The organism is Planomonospora algeriensis, from assembly GCF_977012225.1.
The window spans coordinates 17938-35385 of record NZ_CDRNDK010000016.1 but is presented as its reverse complement, the minus strand read 5'-3'; the positions used below and the strand labels follow the sequence as shown (position 1 = coordinate 35385).

Genomic DNA, 17448 nt, shown 5'->3' with positions numbered 1-17448 from the left:
GAGGGCGCGGGGGCCAAGGGCGTCTCGGTCGCCGTGGTGCCGCTGGCGCCGCGCGAGGACCACGCCGTCGACCTGGAACTGCGCGAGCGCGTCGCCGAGGCCTACGGCGCCGCCGAGCACCTGGCCGGTCCGGAGCCGGTCACGCTCCCCGGGCCGCCGCACCGGCGCGGGCTGGTGGTCTTCTTCACCGGCCTGTCCGGCTCGGGCAAGTCGACCGTCGCCCGGGGCCTGCGGGACGCGCTCGCCGAGCGCGGCAGCCGTACGGTGACCTACCTCGACGGCGACGTGGTCCGCCACCTGCTCTCGGCCGGGCTCGGCTTCTCCCGCGAGGACCGCGACCTCAACATCCGGCGGATCGGCTTCGTCGCCGCCGAGGCGGCCCGGCACGGCGGGCTGGCCATCTGCGCGCCCATCGCGCCGTACGCCGCGACGCGGGACGAGGTCCGCGCGATGGTCGAGGCCGTGGGCGCCGACTTCCTGCTCGTCCACGTCGCCACCCCGCTGGCCGAGTGCGAGCGCCGCGACCGCAAGGGCCTGTACGCCAAGGCCCGCGCGGGGCTGATCCCCGAGTTCACCGGGATCTCCGCCCCCTACGAGGAGCCCGACGACGCCGACCTGGTCGTCGACACCACCGGCATCGCGGTCGAGCAGGCCGTGCAGGCCGTGCTGGACCCGCTCCTGCGAGGGGGATGGGTGCGATGAGCCGGACCCCCGCTCGGACCCCCGCTCGGACCCCCGCTCGGACACTGACCGCCCGCGAGGCGGACGAGGAAGCGGTGAACGCCTGATGGGCATCGACCTCCCCCTGGTCATCGGATCGTTCTTCGTCGCGATCGTCGTCGGCCTGACCGGCATGGGCGGCGGCGCGCTGATGACGCCGATGATGATGCTGTTCTTCAACGTGCCGCCGCTCGCGGCGGTCTCCAGCGACCTGGTGGCCTCGGCCGTGATGAAGCCGGTGGGCGGGGTCGTGCACATGCGCCGCGGCACCGTGAACCTGCGGCTGGTCGGCTGGCTGTGCGCGGGATCGGTGCCGGCCGCCTTCAGCGGGGTGCTCATCGCGCGCGCCTTCGGCGACGGGGAGCAGGTCCAGCAGACGGTGAAGTACGCCCTGGGCGTCGCGCTGCTGCTGGCCGTCGCGGGCCTGGTGGCCAAGGCCTGGCTGGCCCGGCACGAGGGCCCGGCCTCGGCGGACCTCGGCGAGATCGCCGTGCGCCCGATCCCGACCTTACTGGTCGGTATGGTCGGAGGCGTCGTGGTCGGCATCTCCTCCGTGGGCTCCGGATCGCTGATCATCGTGGCGCTGCTCGCGCTCTACCCGGCGCTGCGCGCCAACCAGCTCGTCGGCACCGACCTGGTCCAGGCGGTCCCGCTGGTCGCCTCGGCCGCCCTCGGCCACCTGTTCTTCGGCGACTTCCAGCTCGACCTCACCGCCTCGCTGCTCGTCGGCTCGATCCCCGGCGTCTACCTCGGCGCGCGGATCTCCTCCCGGGCCCCCGGCGGCGTCATCCGCGCCCTGCTGGCGGTGGTGCTGCTCGCCTCGGCGCTCAAGCTCCTCGGCGTGGGCAACGCGGCCACGCTCTGGATCCTGGCCGGCGCGACGGCCGCCGGAGCGATCGGCTGGTCACTTCTGCGGAACCGCGGTGGCGCTCAGGTAGGGGTCGCGGGCGAGCTCCCGGAAGGCGCGGCGGCCGGCGGGAGTGGTGTCGAACCGGGTGTCCCCTCGCGGGGCGCTCGGTGAGTCGAAGTAGACCAGCGCCTTGATCTGCGGGTAGCGCCGCAGCTCCTGGCGGACCGAGGCGAAGAACGCCGACTTGAACCACGGCTGCTCCCGGCGCTCGAACACGCCCCACTCGGCGACCATGACGGGCTTGCCCGGGAAGCGCCACTGCATCCAGCGGTAGAACCCCGGCCAGTCGGGGTACTCCTTGCGGGTCTTGTTGATCAGTCCGTCGAAGGTCTGGACCCGGGCGTCGGCGTAGGGGTCCATGGCGACCCAGTCGACCACGTCGTCGCCGGGGTAGAGCTGCTCGAACCAGGGCTCGGCCGCCCAGTTGGGCGCGCCCATGTAGGTCATGACGGTGATCGCGTTGCGCACGCCGCCGGCCCGCAGGCGCGTCACCACGTGCCGGTACATCGCCGCGTAGTCGCGGGCGGTCATCCCGGAGGCCGGGTCGTCGCGCACGTCGTTCTCCGGCTCGTGGTGCACGGTCAGGAAGAACCGCTCGGGGAAGGTCGCGCGGATGTGCGCGGCCAGCCGGTCGATCCGCCTGTCCAGCGCCCCGTCCGCGATCTCCGCCCAGGTGCGGCCGAACGACGGCTTCCAGTTGACCAGCAGCAGCCTGCGCCCGGCGGGGTCGCGGGCGATCGCCAGCTCCTGCGGGGTGGGGAAGAGCTCGCCCTCCCGGTGGTAGACGTGCACGATGGCGGCCCTGCGGTCCATGCGCTTCTCGGCCCGGGCCAGCGCCCGGTCGGGCGGCCTGCCGGTGAAGACCTCCGGAGCCACGCCCCACCAGGCCCCGCACGAGGGGATGAGCTTCACGCTGGCCTCGCAGCCCGCCGCCGACGCCGCGTCGAGGCCCAGCAGCCCGCCGCGGGACGCACTCGGCCGCGGTGCCTCCGAGGCGACGCCCGCCGCCTGGCCGCACGCGCCCAGTCCGGCGACGAGAGCCATCCCCGCGCCGGCGATCAGGGACATCTTCAGAGTCTGCCTTAAATCGGCATTTGTCCGATACAACGGTTCCTCGCAGATGATCCGTTCGCGCATTTCTTTACCTTCCGCGGGTCACACCCTCCCATCCTCCGGACGTGCCGCGTCGCATACTTTGCCGGACCATGCCGCCTACCCGGCGGTGCGGCGGGGAAATATCGGATGAACGTCCGTTATCTCGGCGTGATTGGCCTTCTCGGCGCCAAGAAAATCTTGGGTATGCGGTCGGGAAAATAGCATTCCGGCCTATAGTCCTAGGGTTCCCAGCGTCAGCCTCCCCCCGCGAGGCCCAGCCCCGAGAGGGACCGAAGAACGCATGAGCCTGTCGCCGGACCCCCCCGTCCGCCGCTCCGGCGGAGACCTGGCGGATTACGCGTCCCTGCTCCGCCGCCGCTGGCCGATCCTCCTGCTCTGCCTCCTCGCCGGGACCGGCGGCGGCGGCGCCCTGCTGTGGGCCACCCCGCCCGCCTACACCGCCTCCACCTACGTCCTGGTGACCCCGACCGGCGTCCAGGAGCAGACCAACCAGGTGACCAACCGGCAGCGGGAGGCCCTCAACCTCGACACCGAGGCCCAGATCGCCCAGTCGGCCGTGGTCGCCAAGAAGGCCCAGGCCGTGCTCAAGAGCACCCCCGGCCCCGTCGACGTCGCCGTGCCGCCCAACACCTCGGTCCTGGAGATCTCCTACACCGCCGCCGACCCCAACAGCGCCGCCGCGGGGGCCGGCGCGTACGCCCAGGCCTACCTGGCGCACCGGCGCGAGGCCGCCGACGAGGCCCTGGGCGTCCAGCTCAAGACGCTCCTGGCCAAGCTCCGGCAGGTCAACGAGAGCCTCACCAAGGTGGTCGCCGAACTGCCCGGGCTGGACCGGGGCACGGCCGACCACACCATCGCCCTGCAGCGGCGGAGCGTCCTCAGCCGCCAGGTCTACAACCTCACCGTCAAGTACGACGCGCTCAAGACCGTCGCGATCACCCCCGGTTCGGTGATCAGCGAGGCGGTCGCCCCGGACCGCCCCAGCGCGCCGAGCCCTCCTCTGTACCTCGGCAGCGGATTCATGATCGGACTGCTCGCCGGAGTCGGGCTCGCCTGGGTCCGCGACCGCCTGGACACCCGGATCCGCGAGCCCCGCGACCTCGTCCGGCTGACCGGCATCGACCTCGTCACCGGCCGGGAGGTCGCCGACCTGGCGGGCGCGGGCGGCGCCGTACTGCTGGTGCCCCTGCCCGGGACGTCGTCCCAGGACGTGGCGTGGGCCGTACGGCAGCTGGGCGAGAGCCTCGTCCCGGTGGCCGGCGCGGTCGTCACCACGGAGGCGGCCCCCGACAGGCCGCGGGCCGTGCGCCTCGTCGAGCCCACCGGGGGCACGCTGATCCCCTCCCGCGGCGGGAACCCCCGCGCCCCCCTCCCCGAAGCCGACGCCACGGCCGAGATCGCCCTCTCCGAGGTGCGCGCCGCCCTGCGCGCGACCCCGCCCGCCGGCAGGCGGGTGTTCCCCCCGTGAGAGGCCCGCACCCGGCGAGCTGGCCCATCGCCGCGCTCCTCGTCGGATACCCCGTCTGGTGGATGCTGGGCTTCGGCGGGCTGGCGGTGATCGTGCTCGCTCCGCCGATGGCGGTCGTCCTGTGGCGGCGACGGCCGATCCGGGTGCCGAAGGGGTTCGGGATCTGGTTGCTGCTGCTCGCCGGCTACCTGGTCAGCGCGCTCATGCTCGGCGAGATGCCTCCGGACACCTACGGCGAGTTCGGCGCGGGGCGGGTGATCGGCTACCTGATGCGCCTGGCCCTCTACGTCTCCATGACGATCATGGTCCTCTACCTGGGAAACCTCACCGAGCACGAACTGCCGCAGCTCACCCTGGTGCGCATGCTGGGCGCGCTGTTCGTCACGACCGTCGCGGGCGGCCTGCTGGGCGTGTTCGCGCCGCACGTGCACTTCACCTCGCCCGTGGAACGGCTCCTGCCCGGGTGGATCAGCGGCAACTCCTTCGTGCAGAACCTGATCCATCCCACCGCCGCCCAGATGCAGAAGGTCCTCGGCCACGCCTCGCCGCGCCCCGAGGCGCCCTTCGAGTGGGCCAACGCCTGGGGCGGCAACCTCTCGGTCCTGCTCGTCTGGTTCGTGGTCGGCTGGTGGGTGTACGGCGGGCCGCGCCGACGCCTGGCCGCGCTCGTGCTGCTCGCCCTCGCCTCGATCCCGGTCGTCTACTCGCTCAACCGCGGCCTCTGGATCGGCCTGGGCGTCGCCGCCGCCTACCTGGTCCTGCGGACGAGCGCACGGCGCCGCCTGGTGATCTGCACGGCCGTCGCGGCCGGGGCGCTGGCCTTCGCGCTCAGCCCGCTCCAGCCGCTGGTCGCCCAGCGTCTGGACAACCCGCACAGCAACGACATCCGCGCCTTCACCGTGTCGTCCACCATCGCCGCGGCGGGCACCTCGCCCTTCATCGGCTACGGCAACAACCGCAGCGCCCGGGGCAACTACCGGACGATCACCACCGGCAAGAGCGACTGGTGCGACACCTGCGGCCACCCGCCCCTGGGCAGCGACGGCCAGCTCTGGCACCTGATGATCACCCAGGGCTTCGTCGGCGCCGCGCTCTACGTCGCGTTCTTCGCCGGAGCCGTCCGCCGCCACTGGCCCGACCGCTCGCCGATCGGCATGGCCGGCGTCCTGGTGATGATCCTCACCCTGCTCTACATGTTCGTCTACGACGGGCTGGTCACACCGCTCATCCTCTACCTGATCTCTTTCGCACTGCTCTGGAGGAACACCATGGCACGGGGGGCCGCCGCATGAACGACGCCCGGGTCCGGCTGCGCTACCTCGACCGGACGATCGGCCTGCTGTTCCCCGGCCCCGGCCGGGAGCGGCCGTACACCCTGCTCCCGCATCCCCTCCTCCCCCGCAGGCTCACCCCGCGGGCGTGGTGGCACCCCTGCGGCAAGGTCATGGTCCCCGCGGGGGAGGACAGCATCGAGACCCACCTGAGCGAGGTGCTGGACACCCCTATCCGGGTGACCCTCCATGTGCGCCCCGCCCGGCGGGCCAACCGCAAGCCGGTCCTGGAGGCCCGGGGCCCGGACGGCCCGGTCGCCTTCGTCAAGATCGGCGACACCGACCGCACCCGCGAGCTCGTCGCGCACGAGGCGCGGACGCTCGCCATGCTCGCCGACACGCCGCTGAAGACCGTCGTCCCGCCGACCGTGCTCCACCACGGCTCCTGGCGCGGCCTGTCGGTCCTCGCGCTCTCCCCCCTGCCCGTACGGCGCGGCACGGCCGGAGCGGCCCTGCGCACCGAGGCGATCCGGGAGATCAGCGGGATCGGCGAGGAGCGCTTCGCCTGGCACGGCGACTTCTCCCCGTGGAACATCGCGCGCGGCCCGGACGACCGGCTGCTGGTGTGGGACTGGGAGCGGTTCGGCACCGGCGTGCCGCTCGGCTTCGACGCGCTCCACCACTTCCTGCAGCGGGCGCTGCGCCGGATGGACCCGCCGACCGCCGCCCGCGCGTGCCTCGCGCAGGCGCTGCCCCTGCTGGCCCCGTTCGGCCTGTCGGCGGGCGAGGCCCGGCTGACCGCGGTCCACTACCTGACCGCGCTGGCCCACCGGCACACCGCCGACGGCCACGAGCCGCTCGGCCCGCCCGCCGGATGGCTCAACCCCGTCGTCGACTCCCAGGAGGTCCTGGCGTGAAGCCCGCGCTGAAACGCTCCGTGCACGCCGTCTCCCGGACCACGGGGCGTCTCACCTCCGGCAACCGGGTCCTGCCGTCCTTCCTGATCGTCGGGGCGCAGCGCTCCGGCACGACCTCGCTCTACCGGGCGCTGGCCCGCCACCCGCTCGTGCTCAAACCCGTCCTGCACAAGGGCGTGCACTACTTCGACGTGGCCTACGACCGCGGTCTGTCCTGGTACCGGGCGCACTTCCCGCTGCGGGGGGCGACCTTGCGCCTGTCCCGCCGGTACGGCCACCGCCCCCAGGCCTTCGAGTCGGCGCCCTACTACCTGTTCCACCCGCTGGCCGCCTCCCGGATCGCCGCGGACCTGCCCGGCGTGAAGCTGATCGTGCTGGTCCGCGACCCGGTCGAGCGCGCCTTCTCCGCGCACGCCCACGAGCTGGCCCGGGGCTTCGAGACCGAGCCCTCCTTCGCCAGGGCCGTGGAGCTGGAGGAGGAGCGGCTGGCCGGGGCGGAGGAGTCCCTCATCGCCTCGCCGTACTCGACGCACCACGCCCACCGCCACCACGCCTACCTGGCCCGGGGCCGCTACGCCGAGCAGCTCGCCCGGGTGGAGCCGCTGATCGGCCGGGATCGGATCCTCGTGCTGGACAGCGGGGAGTTCTTCGCCCGGCCGGAACCCGTCTACGACCGGGTGCTGCGGTTCCTCGGCCTGCCACACGCCGGTGACCCGGCCTTCGACCGGCACAACGCCCGTCCCCGGCCGGCTCCGATGCCTCCTTCCCTCCGCCGCGAGCTGGTCGCCCGGTTCGAGGGATCCGACGCCCTGCTGGCCTCCTGGCTCGGCGCGGAACCGTCGTGGCGGTCCTGAGGCAGGGGGCGGCCGGGCTGGCCGGGGCCGCGATCGGCTCCGTCGCGCAGTTCCTGCTGATCCTGGCGGTCGGCCGGGGGGTCGGGCAGGAGGCGGCGGGATCGTTCTTCGCGGCCACGGCGCTCTGCCTGACGGCCGCCGGAATCCTGCGGATGGACGCCGGCAACGGGCTGGTCCACGTCGTCGCCCGTTCCGGACCTGCCGGCCTCGACCGGGCCCGGGGCTACCTCCGGGCGGCGCTCGTCCCGGTCCTCACTCTCTCGGCGGCCGTCGCGGTCGCCGTCCTCGCCTGCGCCGACGCCGTCGCCGCCGCCTCCGCCGGGGCGGTGGGACCGACCGGCGCCGTCCGGGTGCTGGCCGCGGCGCTGCCCGTCGTCGTCTGCGCCGACGTGCTGGTGGCGGGCACCCGCGCGTTCGGCTCCATGCGCCCCACCGTGCTGCTGGACGGGATCGTCCGGCCGGTGGGCCAGCTGGCCCTCGTCTGCCTGGCGCTGGCGGTCCGGCCCGCCGAACCCGCCCTGCTCGCGGTGGCCTGGGCCCTGCCCTCCGTGCCGGCGCTGCTCCTGGCCGCCCTCTGGCTGCGCCGCCGGCTGCCGCTACGCACACCGCGGGCACCGGAAGCCTCGCAGGCGACGGGGGGGCGCGCAATCGGCGGGGGACCCGGAGGCGCCCCCGGTGTCGCGGACGCCGCGGGCGCTGGACGACGCCCGGGACCTGTGGCGGCACACCTGGCCCCGGTCCGCGGCTGCGGCGCTGCAGGCGGTGTTCCAGCGGCTCGACGTCGTCATCGTGGCGGTGCTCGCCGGACCGGCCGAGGCCGCCGTCTACACCGCCGCCACCCGGTTCAAGGTGGTGGGCCAGCTCGCCGGCCAGGGCCTGGCCCGGGCCGTACAGCCCCGTCTGGTCCGCGCGCTGGCCGTGGGAGACCTGCCCGGGGCCCGCATGCTCTATCAGGGCACGACCCTCTGGCTGGTCCTGCTGACCTGGCCCCTCTGGCTCGGCTACGCCGCGCTCGCCCCCTGGCTGCTCGGCCTGTTCGGCGACGGGGGCGGAGACGGCGGGGGTTATGCCTCCGGTGTCCCGGTGGCACTCGTGCTGTCCGCGACGATGATGGTCGCCACCGCCTGCGGCATGGCCGACGTGGTGCTGACCGCCGCCGGACACGCCCGCGCCGGACTCGCGAACCTGACCTGCGCCGTCGCGGTGACCGTGCTGCTCGACGCGCTGCTGGTCCCCTCCCACGGCGCGTACGGCGCGGCCCTCGGCTGGGCCGGAGGAGTCCTCGTGAAGAACGCGCTGCCGCTGTGGCGGCTCCACCGCCGCCACGGCCTGCGCCCCTTCGGCCGCGGCACCCTGACCGCGTGCGGACTACGCGGGACCCGGCCGGGCGCGCCCGCCCCGGCGACCGCGCACCCGGACACTCCCGGAGACGGAGACGGGGACGGGGACGCCTCCGCCCCGGCGACCGCGTACCCGGACGCCCCCGTCCCCGGTGCCCCGGCCTCTGGAGGCCGCCGATGACCCCCGTACTGGTGACCGGGCTGCCCCGGAGCGGGACGAGCTGGACGGGCAGGATGCTCGCGGCGGGCGGCGAACTGGTCTACGTCAACGAGCCGCTCAACCCGCTGCCCCGGCCGGGCCGCTCCCCCGGCGTGCTCGACGCCGACGTCACCCACCGCTTCCAGTACATCTGCGCCGACGACGAGGAGCCGTGGCTGCGGGCCTTCGCCGACACCGTCTCCCTGCGTTACCGGTTCCTGCCCGAGCTGCGCCGCAACCGCGCGCCGTACGACCTGGCCCGCATGGTCCGGTACGGCACCGCGTTCACCTTCGGACGGCTGACCGGCCGCCGGGCGCTGCTCGACGACCCGTTCGCGCTGTTCTCCGCGGGCTGGTTCGCCCACCGGCTGGGCTGCCGGGTGATCATCCTGGTCCGCGATCCGGTGGCGTTCGCCGGGAGCTGGCGGCGGCTCGGCTGGACGGTGTACTTCCACGAGCTGCTGGAGCAGCCGCTGCTGGTCCGGGACCACCCCCGGGTGGAGGAGCTGCGCCCGCTGGTCGGCTGCCAGGACCGGCTCCTCAAGAACGTCGCCCTCTGGCGGACGGCCGCGGCCGTCGCCGCCGACCTGGCCGCCCGGCACCCGGAGATCCTCCTGGTCCGCTACGAGGACCTGGCCGCCGCCCCGATGGAGGGCTTCCGCCGCCTGTACGACTGGGCCGGCCTGACCTGGTCCGCGCGCGCCGAGGGGCGCATCCGCCGCGCCTGCACGGCTCCGGGCTCCACCGACCGCGGCTTCGCCTGGCACGGCCTGTCCCGCACGGCCTACCGGCCGATGGACTCCCGCCGGGCCCTGGCAGAGGCGGGGGGCCGTCTCAGCGAGGAGGAGGCCCGGCGGGTCAGGGAACTGGCCCGCGGTCGGGAAGGCGCTCTCTGAGAAGGCGCTCCCCGCCCCTCCGCCGCGGCGCGGGGAGACGGGGAACGCCTGGATCACAGGAGAGCCGGACGGCCGCCCCGGCGGACGCCGAGCGGGCCCGGATCTCAGGAGAACAACCTCTTGAACAGGCAGACGGTGAGCAGCCTCAGCGCGAACGGCAGATCGTCGACGAGATAACGGCGGGCCAACCGGCTCGGCTCGCTGAGCAGCCGGAAGAGCCACTCCAGCCCAGTGCGCTGCATCCACTCCGGCGCCCGGCGCACGGCCCCGGCGGCGAAGGCGATGGCCGCCCCGCAGCCGATGAACCAGGTTCCCGGCAACTCCTCGCGGAGCGCCGCGATCAGCCGGTCCTGCTTGGGGAAGCCCAGCCCGACGAAGACCACCCGCGGCCCGGCGGCCACGATCGCCTCCCGGATCCGCTCGTAACCGTCGGGGGTGTCCTCGAACCCGTACGGCGGCGCGTCCACCCCGGAGACGAGCAGCCCCGGATAGCGGTCCACCAGCCTGACCGCCGCCTGCTCCGCCACGCCCGGCGGACCGCCCAGCAGGTAGATCGGGTAGCGGTAGAAGGCCGCCGCCTCCGACAGGGACCAGATCAGGTCCGCGCCGGTGATCCGGCCGGGGACGGGGGTGCCGAGCAGCCTCGCCGCCCACACCAGCGGCATGCCGTCGGCCACCGCGAGATCGGCGCCCTCGACCAGTCGGCGCAGCACCGCGTCGCGCGCGACGGCCCGGCTGATGTCCACGTTCGGGGTGACGATGTGACCGCCCTCGCCCCGCTTCAACGCGGCCACCACGTGGTCGACCACTTCGGTCTCGGTCATCGGGTCGATCGCGACGCCCGCCACCCGGACACGGCGGCGGAGCCGCCTGCGGGTGGCCTTGTCCGGCCGCGGCCGCTGCCGTGGGACCGCCGCGCCCGCGGAGACCGCCGTCTTCACCGGCTTCACCGGTTTCCCCGCCTGCGCCGGGTCCGCGGGAAGCGCCGATTTCACCGACTTCACCGACTTCGCCGTCCTCCCCGGTCCGATCGGTCCGATCGGTCCGATCGGGCCCGCCGGGTCCTTCGGTCCCGTCGCCATCGCGAGACACCCGTCCGTGACCACCGGCGCGTGGCCTGCTCCGGCCCGCATCAGATGCCGTGTCCGTGGTGGTGCAGGCGGCTGAGGACCGCCCGCGCGGGCACCAGACCGAGGGCCACGGCCAGGGCGATCGGTGCGCGGGGTTCACCGTGTCTGGCGGTGAAGGCCCGCCAGGCCCAGCGGCCCGCCTCCCTCCGGCGGCCCAGCGCCGCGTGGTGGAAGGCGAGTTGGCCGTAGATCCGCGCCGCGCCGCGCGGGTCTACGGCCAGATCCGGGTGCCGGGCGAGCATCCACTCCAGCCCGGCGATGCGATCGGCCCAGCGGGTCGCGTACATGGAGCCGCCCCAGCGCACCCGCACCAGCGGGCGGTCGACATGCACGATCGGACGGCGGCCGGCCGCGCGCAGGGCCAGGTCCCAGTCCTCGTTCTGGCCGCCGGGGGCGCTCTCGTCCACCCAGAAGGCTCCGCGCCGGAACAGGAACGTCGAGGAGTGGACCATCACCATGCGCGAGCGGACGAGCTGCTCACGGGTCACCCGGCGGGTGCCGGCCAGGCGCGGGACCCGGCGGGAGCCGTACTCCACCTCGATGGCGCAGCTGGCGAACTCCGCCCCCGGCTCCGCCTCCACCGCCGCGACCTGCGCGGCGACCTTGCCCGCCAGCCACCGGTCGTCGTCGTCGCAGAAGGCCACCAGGTCGGTGCCGAGCGCGGCGATGCCGGTGTTGCGCGCGCCCGGCAGGCCGGGGGTGAGCCGGTTGGCCAGCACCCGCACGACCCGCTCCGGCGGCGGCTCCTCCCCCCGGACCGCCAGGGCCCGGCTCGCGAGGAGGTCGGCCACCTGCCCGGCCACCCTCGACGGGTCGCCGCCGTCGACGACGACGACGATCTCGACGGGGCCCGGGTAGTCCTGCGCGAGCGCGGCGCACGTGGCCGCGCGCAGCTGGTCGGGCCGATCTCCACGCGTGGGGATGACCACGCCCACCGATGGCCTCACGAGAGCCTCCAGGGATAGTCGTACTTGAGCATGAGAGGCCAGGTCAGTGCGGTGACCAGGCTCCGCTGCCGGGACGGGGCGCCGGTGCGCCAGCCGTCGTCCCTCCTCAGGCCGACCCTGCCGACCGTGAACCGCATGGGGTTGCCCGAGGCGGTGTGCGCCACCGACAGCTCGGCCTCGCCCTCGCCGAGGAAGCCCAGGCTCGGCCGGACGCCGAGCCCGGCGGCCAGGCGCCGCAGCGTCCGGGCGGGAGAGCCCAGCAGGTCCTCGTAGCGGATCCGGGTGACGGGCACCCCCTCACGGGCCAGCAGTTCGAGGCCGAGGTTCTGGGTCAGCCAGTGCAGCGAGGTCCGGGCGGGCGACCAGATGGTCATGGGGGCGCCGTCCTCCGGGCGCGCGACCCTGCGCCGCCAGGAGTGCGCGACCGCGCGGGGATCGCGCACGACGTGCACCACGTGCACGTCGACGCCGGCCGCCGCCAGGCAGAACGCCAGGGAGGCGTGCTTGCTGGAGTCGACGACGACCGGGCTGTCCGCGACCTCGGCCGCCGCCTCGTAGAGCCTGCGGTAGGCGGTGGCGTACTCGACCAGTTCCTCGGTCACCGTCGGCGACCGCCACGCCCCGGCGCCCGCCCGCTCCTCGGCGAGCAGCCGTGCCAGGCCCGGGATCCGCCGGGTACGGTCCACCCGGCGCCTCAGCTCGAGCACCCGCTCGGCCCGCTCCGCGGACCAGCCGCCGAACGCGCGGTCACCGACCTTCAGCCAGAACGGGCACGCACCGAACGGCTCGCCGCAGCCGCAGGCCTCGTCCGCCAGCACACCCCGTGCCCAGAGGTGGACCACCTCGCCGAGCGCGACGCAACCGGGAAGCTCGCCGAGCAGGCGCTCCAGCAGCGTGGTTCCGCTACGGCCAAGCCCACCCAGGAAGACCACCCGGGTGGGCGGCGGACGAACAGACACAGGCACGAATCCTCACCGTTATGGATACGGAACGTGCCGACAATATCGCGGAGAGTAACCTCGCAGTCAGTGAACAGTCAAAGGATCTACCTGCGGCCGGTGATCGGCCGACTACCGCGCGTCGACGACCATGCCGGCCGCGACGGTGTTGTTGGTGGCCTCGTCCACGAGGATGAAACCGCCGGTGAGCCGGTTGCGCGCGTAGTCGTCCACGAACAGCGGCTGGGTCACGCGCAGCGAGACGCGGCCGATCTCGTTCAGGCCGAGCGCGGTCACCGACTCGTCGCGGTGCAGGGTGTTGACGTCGAGCCGGTAGTGCAGGTCCCGCACCAGCGCGCGGGCCGTCCTGGTGGTGTGCTTGATCGTCAGCTTCGTGCGCGGGGCCAGCTTGGACGCGTCGGTCATCCAGCAGACCATCGCCTCCACCTCCTGCGCGACGTGCGGCTGGTTGTTCGGACGGCAGATCATGTCGCCGCGCGAGATGTCGATGTCGTCCTCCAGCCTCAGGGTGACCGACATCGGCGCGAACGCCTCCTCCACCGGCCCGTCGAACGTGTCGATGGACGCGATGCGCGTGGTCAGCCCGGACGGCAGGTGCACGACCTCGTCACCGGGCTTGAGCACGCCGCTCGCCACCTGCCCCGCATAACCGCGGTAGTCATGGAAGGCGGGATCGGTCGCCTTCTGCGGGCGGATGACGTACTGCACGGGGAAACGCACGTCGACCAGGTTCCGGTCGGAGGCGATGTGCACGTTCTCCAGGTGGTGCAGGAGCGACGAGCCGTTGTACCACGGCATGTTCTCCGACCGGGAGACCACGTTGTCGCCGTGCAGCGCCGAGATCGGGATGAACGTCAGGTCCGGCGCGTTCAGCTTCGAGGCGAACGCGGTGAACTCCTCGCGGATCTCCTCGAACCGCTCGCGCGAGTAGTCGACCAGGTCCATCTTGTTGACGGCCAGCACCAGGTGGGGGACGCGCAGCAGCGTCGTCAGGAACGCGTGCCGGCGCGACTGCTCCAGCACGCCCTTGCGCGCGTCGATCAGCACGACCGCCAGGTCCGCCGTGGAGGCGCCGGTGACCATGTTCCGGGTGTACTGGATGTGCCCGGGGGTGTCGGCGATGATGAACTTGCGCTTGGGGGTGGCGAAGTAGCGGTAGGCCACGTCGATCGTGATGCCCTGCTCCCGCTCGGCCCGCAGGCCGTCGGTGAGCAGCGACAGGTCGGTGTACTCGGTGCCCCGGTCGCGGGAGGTGCGCTCGACCGCCTCGAGCTGGTCCTCGAAGATCGCCTTGGAGTCGAAGAGCAGCCGCCCGATCAGGGTCGACTTCCCGTCGTCGACACTTCCCGCCGTGGCGAAGCGAAGGATGTCCATCAGTTCTGCTCTCCAGAGGTCGTACGGCGTGCGCTGGGGGACGGTGAGGGGAGGTGCGGCATTAGAAGTAGCCCATCCGCTTGCGGTCCTCCATCGAGGCCTCCGACGCGCGGTCGTCGGCGCGGGTGGCGCCCCGCTCGGTGATCCGGGTCGCGGCGATCTCCTCGATGATCTCCTCGACGGTCGCCGCGGCGGACTGCACGGCGCCGGTGCAGGTGATGTCACCGACCGTGCGGTAGCGGACCGTCATCTCCACCAGCGGCTCGTCCTCGTCGCGGGTGACGAACTCGCTATCGGCCAGCAGCATGCCGTCGCGCTCGAACACCTTGCGGGTGTGCGCGTAGTAGATCGACGGGATCTCGATGCCCTCACGCCGGATGTAGTCCCAGATGTCCAGCTCGGTCCAGTTGGAGAGCGGGAAGACCCGGATGTGCTCGCCCTTGCGGATCTTGGCGTTGTAGAGGTTCCACAGCTCGGGCCGCTGGTTCTTCGGGTCCCACTGGCCGAAGTCGTCGCGGAAGGAGAACACCCGCTCCTTCGCGCGGGCCTTCTCCTCGTCGCGGCGGGCGCCGCCGAACACCGCGTCGAACTCGTTGTCCTCGATCGCGTCCAGCAGCGTGGTGGTCTGCAGCCGGTTGCGGGAGGCCCGGCGGCCGGTCTCCTCCACCACGCGCCCGGCGTCGATGGAGTCCTGGACGGACGCCACGACCAGGCGCGCGCCCAGCTCCGCCGCCCGCCGGTCGCGGAACTCGATGACCTCGGAGAAGTTGTGGCCGGTGTCCACGTGCATCAGCGGGAACGGGATCGGCGCGGGCCAGAACGCCTTCTCCGCGATGCGGAGCATCACGATGGAGTCCTTGCCCCCGGAGAAGAGCAGACACGGTCGCTCGAACTCCGCCGCCACCTCACGCATGATGTGGATGGCCTCCGCCTCGAGGACATCGAGCTGCGACGTGGTGTAGTCGCGCTGAAGCATCTGACTCTCCCATCGGGGATTGGGGGTGTGCCCCTATCGGTGCAGATCCCGGATTCCGGCGAGCAGCGTTGGCGCCAGTCCTGGTAGGGATACCAGAATATCCGGTAGTGAGGGGTCGTCCTGGTTGTAGGTCAGCTCGGAGCCGTCGATCCGGCTCGCGTGGGCCCCGGAGGCCAGCGCCACCGCGACCGGAGCCGCCGAATCCCACTCGTACTGACCGCCGGCGTGCACGTACGCCTCCACCTCGCCGGTCAGCACCGCGGAGATCTTCGCCCCGGCCGAACCGATCGGCACCAGGTCCGCGCCGACCAGGTAGGCGAGCTTCTGCACGAACTCCGGCGGACGCGTCCGGCTCACCGCGATCCGCACCCGGCCGCCGCCCGGCCGTGCGACCGGCTCCGGACCGGGAGCCGCCGCCTCCGAGCCGGGGAGCGGGCCGGGCAGCGCCGGCGGCTCCGCCGTGGAGAGCGTCCTGCCCTGCGCGGGCAGCGCCACCGCCCCGGCGGTCAGCGCGCCCCGCTCCCACAGCGCCACGTGGACCGCCCAGTCCGCCCGGCCCTCCTCCGCGAACTCGCGGGTGCCGTCCAGCGGGTCGACGATCCACACCCGCTCCGCCGACAGCCGGCGGGAGTCGAGGCGCTCCTGCTGGGTCGCCTCCTCCGACAGCACGCTGTCGCTCGGGCGCAGCCGTGCCAGGGCCTCCATCAGGAACCGGTGCGACTCGGCGTCGCCCCTCGCCCGCAGCGCGGACGGATCGCCGAAGCCCTCCTTCTCCCGCAGCGCCAGCAGTCTCTCTCCGGCCTCGGCCGCCAGATCCCCGGCCAGGACATGATCGTCGCGAATCGTCATCAGTACGCTCCAGCCCCTCGCGCGACAGCCGACCAAGTCTTCCACAGGATCTGCAGGTCCAGCATGAGGGACCAGTTCTCCACGTAACGCAGGTCCAGCCGGACCGATTCCTCCCAGCTCAGGTCCGACCTCCCGCTCACCTGCCACAGCCCCGTCATCCCCGGCCGGACCAGCAGCCGGCGCCGGACGTCGTCACCGTACCGGGCCACCTCCTCCGGCAGCGGCGGCCGGGGGCCCACCAGCGACATGTGGCCGAGCACCACGTTGATCAACTGCGGCAGCTCGTCCATGGAGTGGCGGCGCAGCCAGGCGCCGACCGGGGTCACCCGCGGATCGTTCCGGATCTTGAACAGCACCCCCCCGTCATCGCTCGTCAGGGTGATCTTCCGCTGCTCCGCGTCGGTCACCATCGTCCGGAACTTGTAGATCATGAACTCCGCGCCGTCCCGGCCCACCCGCGTCTGCCGGAACAGCACCGGCCCCGGTCCCGACGCCCGTACGGCCAGCGCCAGCACCAGCAGCAGCGGCGCCAGCAGCACCAGCAGCGCCCCCGCCCCCACCCGGTCGAAGAGCGTCTTGACCACCTGGCGCAGCCCCGCGAGCTCGGGATGGTCCACGTGCAGCAGCGGCAGGCCCGCCACCGGGCGGATCGTGGTCCGCGGCCCCGCCACCTCCATCAGCGCCGGAGCCACCACCAGGTCCGTGTGCGTCTTCTCCAGCCGCCAGGCCAGCCGGCGCAGCGCCGTACCGTCCATCTCCGGGCAGGCCAGCACCGCCACCGTGTCCGCCTCCGCCTGCCCCACCACCAGCGGCACGTCCGACAGGCCGCCCAGCACCGGCACACCCGCCACCTCGGGACCGCCGCCGCGCGGCACGCACACCCCCACGACCTCCATGCCGTGGTAGCGCTCCCGGCGCAGCCGGTCGACCAGATCCGCCGCCGCCGCCCGGTGGCCCACCGCCACCACCCGCCGCATGCACCCGCCCCGCGCCCGCCTGCGGTGCAGGGACCGGCGCAGGCGGTAGCGCGCCAGCAGCGTCAGGGCCGTGGCCAGCGGAACCGCCAGCACCACGTACCCGCGCGCCACGTCGGTCTTCGTCACGTACGCGCCGACCGCGAGCGCCGCGGTGACCATGAAACCGCACTGCAGGACCCGCTGGAACTCCTCCGGCCCCAGACCGATCAGCCGCGCCTCGTAGGCCCGGTTCAACGCGATCACGCACACCCACACCACGGGCAGCGCCGCACTCAGCACCACATAGGGGACGACGTACGGCGTGACCTCACCGAACCGCACGAAGAACGCCAGCGCACCGGACAGGGAGGAGCACCCGAAGTCGGCGACGACCGCCCGCGCCCGATGGCCGCGCACCCAGCCCGGCTCCCGCCAGCGCGCCGCCGGCACGGACCCCGACACCACCTGGAGAGCCGTTACCTCGCGCACGCACCCCTCCGCGTAACCATTCGTCTACTGACAGTAATGGAATGGTATCGACGAGGAGAAGGCGCGGAGGGCGAACG

The 17448-nt window shown here is 73.3% G+C and carries 17 protein-coding genes; 8 read left to right on the top strand and 9 right to left on the bottom strand.

Annotated features, from left to right (window positions below; translation table 11 throughout):
* Both cysC and ACWJ6R_RS03510 read left to right on the top strand, forming a co-directional pair.
* The coding region (gene cysC / locus ACWJ6R_RS03515; protein ID WP_449060798.1) for an adenylyl-sulfate kinase at nt 1–702 on the top strand (702 nt) is incomplete at its 5' end.
* Nucleotides 703–787: 85 nt separating this feature from the next.
* The gene (locus ACWJ6R_RS03510; RefSeq protein ID WP_449060797.1) at nt 788–1741 is read left to right on the top strand and encodes a sulfite exporter TauE/SafE family protein; all 954 of its coding nucleotides are present in this window, start codon (nt 788–790) and stop codon (nt 1739–1741) included.
* Here the strand turns inward: ACWJ6R_RS03510 and ACWJ6R_RS03505 are convergent.
* Nucleotides 1625–2698, bottom strand: a complete 1074-nt coding sequence (locus tag ACWJ6R_RS03505) for a glycoside hydrolase family 26 protein (RefSeq protein WP_449060796.1) — start codon at nt 2696–2698, stop codon at nt 1625–1627. The two genes, ACWJ6R_RS03510 and ACWJ6R_RS03505, sit on opposite strands and share 117 nt — an antisense overlap.
* 328 nt (nt 2699–3026) lie before the next feature.
* Between ACWJ6R_RS03505 and ACWJ6R_RS03500 the strand changes: the two genes are divergently transcribed.
* From ACWJ6R_RS03500 to ACWJ6R_RS03485, 4 genes are read left to right on the top strand one after another with little or no spacing between them, the layout of a single operon-like run.
* A complete protein-coding gene (locus ACWJ6R_RS03500) occupies nt 3027–4214 on the top strand; it encodes a YveK family protein (RefSeq protein ID WP_449060795.1) in 1188 nt (395 codons plus the stop codon).
* Nucleotides 4211–5506: a hypothetical protein gene (locus tag ACWJ6R_RS03495; protein WP_449060794.1), complete on the top strand. Its 1296-nt coding sequence runs from the start codon at nt 4211–4213 to the stop codon at nt 5504–5506. Before ACWJ6R_RS03500 ends, ACWJ6R_RS03495 begins: the two co-directional genes overlap by 4 nt.
* A complete protein-coding gene (locus ACWJ6R_RS03490; protein ID WP_449060793.1) occupies nt 5503–6402 on the top strand; it encodes a hypothetical protein in 900 nt (299 codons plus the stop codon). The genes ACWJ6R_RS03495 and ACWJ6R_RS03490 overlap by 4 nt, the downstream gene beginning before the upstream one ends.
* On the top strand, nt 6360–7256 hold the full coding sequence (locus ACWJ6R_RS03485; RefSeq protein ID WP_449060792.1) for a sulfotransferase family protein: 897 nt from the start codon (nt 6360–6362) through the stop codon (nt 7254–7256). The genes ACWJ6R_RS03490 and ACWJ6R_RS03485 overlap by 43 nt, the downstream gene beginning before the upstream one ends.
* 223 nt (nt 7257–7479) lie before the next feature.
* Here the strand turns inward: ACWJ6R_RS03485 and ACWJ6R_RS03480 are convergent, their stop codons facing one another.
* Nucleotides 7480–7860: a hypothetical protein gene (locus ACWJ6R_RS03480; protein ID WP_449060791.1), complete on the bottom strand. Its 381-nt coding sequence runs from the start codon at nt 7858–7860 to the stop codon at nt 7480–7482.
* Nucleotides 7861–7931: 71 nt separating this feature from the next.
* Here ACWJ6R_RS03480 and ACWJ6R_RS03475 point away from each other — a divergent pair, with 71 nt between their 5' ends.
* Together ACWJ6R_RS03475 and ACWJ6R_RS03470 are read left to right on the top strand one after the other, a co-directional pair.
* Nucleotides 7932–8777: a lipopolysaccharide biosynthesis protein gene (locus ACWJ6R_RS03475; protein ID WP_449060790.1), complete on the top strand. Its 846-nt coding sequence runs from the start codon at nt 7932–7934 to the stop codon at nt 8775–8777.
* Nucleotides 8774–9691, top strand: a complete 918-nt coding sequence (locus ACWJ6R_RS03470; protein ID WP_449060789.1) for a sulfotransferase — start codon at nt 8774–8776, stop codon at nt 9689–9691. The genes ACWJ6R_RS03475 and ACWJ6R_RS03470 overlap by 4 nt, the downstream gene beginning before the upstream one ends.
* 104 nt (nt 9692–9795) lie before the next feature.
* Here the strand turns inward: ACWJ6R_RS03470 and ACWJ6R_RS03465 are convergent, their stop codons facing one another.
* The 7 genes from ACWJ6R_RS03465 to ACWJ6R_RS03435 form a co-directional block, all read right to left on the bottom strand.
* A complete protein-coding gene (locus tag ACWJ6R_RS03465) occupies nt 9796–10695 on the bottom strand; it encodes a WecB/TagA/CpsF family glycosyltransferase (protein WP_449060788.1) in 900 nt (299 codons plus the stop codon).
* A 128-nt stretch (nt 10696–10823) separates the two neighbouring features.
* Nucleotides 10824–11768 carry a glycosyltransferase family 2 protein gene (locus ACWJ6R_RS03460; RefSeq protein WP_449060787.1) on the bottom strand — a complete coding sequence of 315 codons (945 nt, stop codon included), beginning with the start codon at nt 11766–11768 and terminating at the stop codon, nt 10824–10826.
* Nucleotides 11765–12727 (bottom strand): sulfotransferase, encoded by a 963-nt coding sequence (locus ACWJ6R_RS03455; RefSeq protein WP_449060786.1) that lies wholly within the window; start codon nt 12725–12727, stop codon nt 11765–11767. Before ACWJ6R_RS03455 ends, ACWJ6R_RS03460 begins: the two co-directional genes overlap by 4 nt.
* 111 nt (nt 12728–12838) lie before the next feature.
* On the bottom strand, nt 12839–14101 hold the full coding sequence (gene cysN, locus ACWJ6R_RS03450) for a sulfate adenylyltransferase subunit CysN (protein ID WP_449060785.1): 1263 nt from the start codon (nt 14099–14101) through the stop codon (nt 12839–12841).
* A 61-nt stretch (nt 14102–14162) separates the two neighbouring features.
* Nucleotides 14163–15077: a sulfate adenylyltransferase subunit CysD gene (gene cysD, locus ACWJ6R_RS03445; protein WP_449060784.1), complete on the bottom strand. Its 915-nt coding sequence runs from the start codon at nt 15075–15077 to the stop codon at nt 14163–14165.
* A 33-nt stretch (nt 15078–15110) separates the two neighbouring features.
* Nucleotides 15111–15926, bottom strand: a complete 816-nt coding sequence (locus tag ACWJ6R_RS03440; RefSeq protein ID WP_449060783.1) for a 3'(2'),5'-bisphosphate nucleotidase CysQ — start codon at nt 15924–15926, stop codon at nt 15111–15113.
* On the bottom strand, nt 15926–17371 hold the full coding sequence (locus ACWJ6R_RS03435; protein ID WP_449060782.1) for a sugar transferase: 1446 nt from the start codon (nt 17369–17371) through the stop codon (nt 15926–15928). The genes ACWJ6R_RS03440 and ACWJ6R_RS03435 overlap by 1 nt, the downstream gene beginning before the upstream one ends.
* Nucleotides 17372–17448: the final 77 nt, after the last annotated feature.

What these genes read in the sequence shown, in the direction of transcription:
- ACWJ6R_RS03510 (WP_449060797.1), top strand. Translation starts at nt 788, where the DNA reads ATGGGCATCGACCTCCCCCTGGTCATCGGATCGTTCTTCGTCGCGATC.
- ACWJ6R_RS03505 (WP_449060796.1), bottom strand. Translation starts at nt 2,698, where the DNA reads ATGTCCCTGATCGCCGGCGCGGGGATGGCTCTCGTCGCCGGACTGGGC.
- ACWJ6R_RS03500 (WP_449060795.1), top strand. Translation starts at nt 3,027, where the DNA reads ATGAGCCTGTCGCCGGACCCCCCCGTCCGCCGCTCCGGCGGAGACCTG.
- ACWJ6R_RS03490 (WP_449060793.1), top strand. Translation starts at nt 5,503, where the DNA reads ATGAACGACGCCCGGGTCCGGCTGCGCTACCTCGACCGGACGATCGGC.
- ACWJ6R_RS03485 (WP_449060792.1), top strand. Translation starts at nt 6,360, where the DNA reads ATGGCTCAACCCCGTCGTCGACTCCCAGGAGGTCCTGGCGTGAAGCCC.
- ACWJ6R_RS03470 (WP_449060789.1), top strand. Translation starts at nt 8,774, where the DNA reads ATGACCCCCGTACTGGTGACCGGGCTGCCCCGGAGCGGGACGAGCTGG.
- cysN (WP_449060785.1), bottom strand. Translation starts at nt 14,101, where the DNA reads ATGGACATCCTTCGCTTCGCCACGGCGGGAAGTGTCGACGACGGGAAG.
- cysD (WP_449060784.1), bottom strand. Translation starts at nt 15,077, where the DNA reads ATGCTTCAGCGCGACTACACCACGTCGCAGCTCGATGTCCTCGAGGCG.
- ACWJ6R_RS03440 (WP_449060783.1), bottom strand. Translation starts at nt 15,926, where the DNA reads ATGACGATTCGCGACGATCATGTCCTGGCCGGGGATCTGGCGGCCGAG.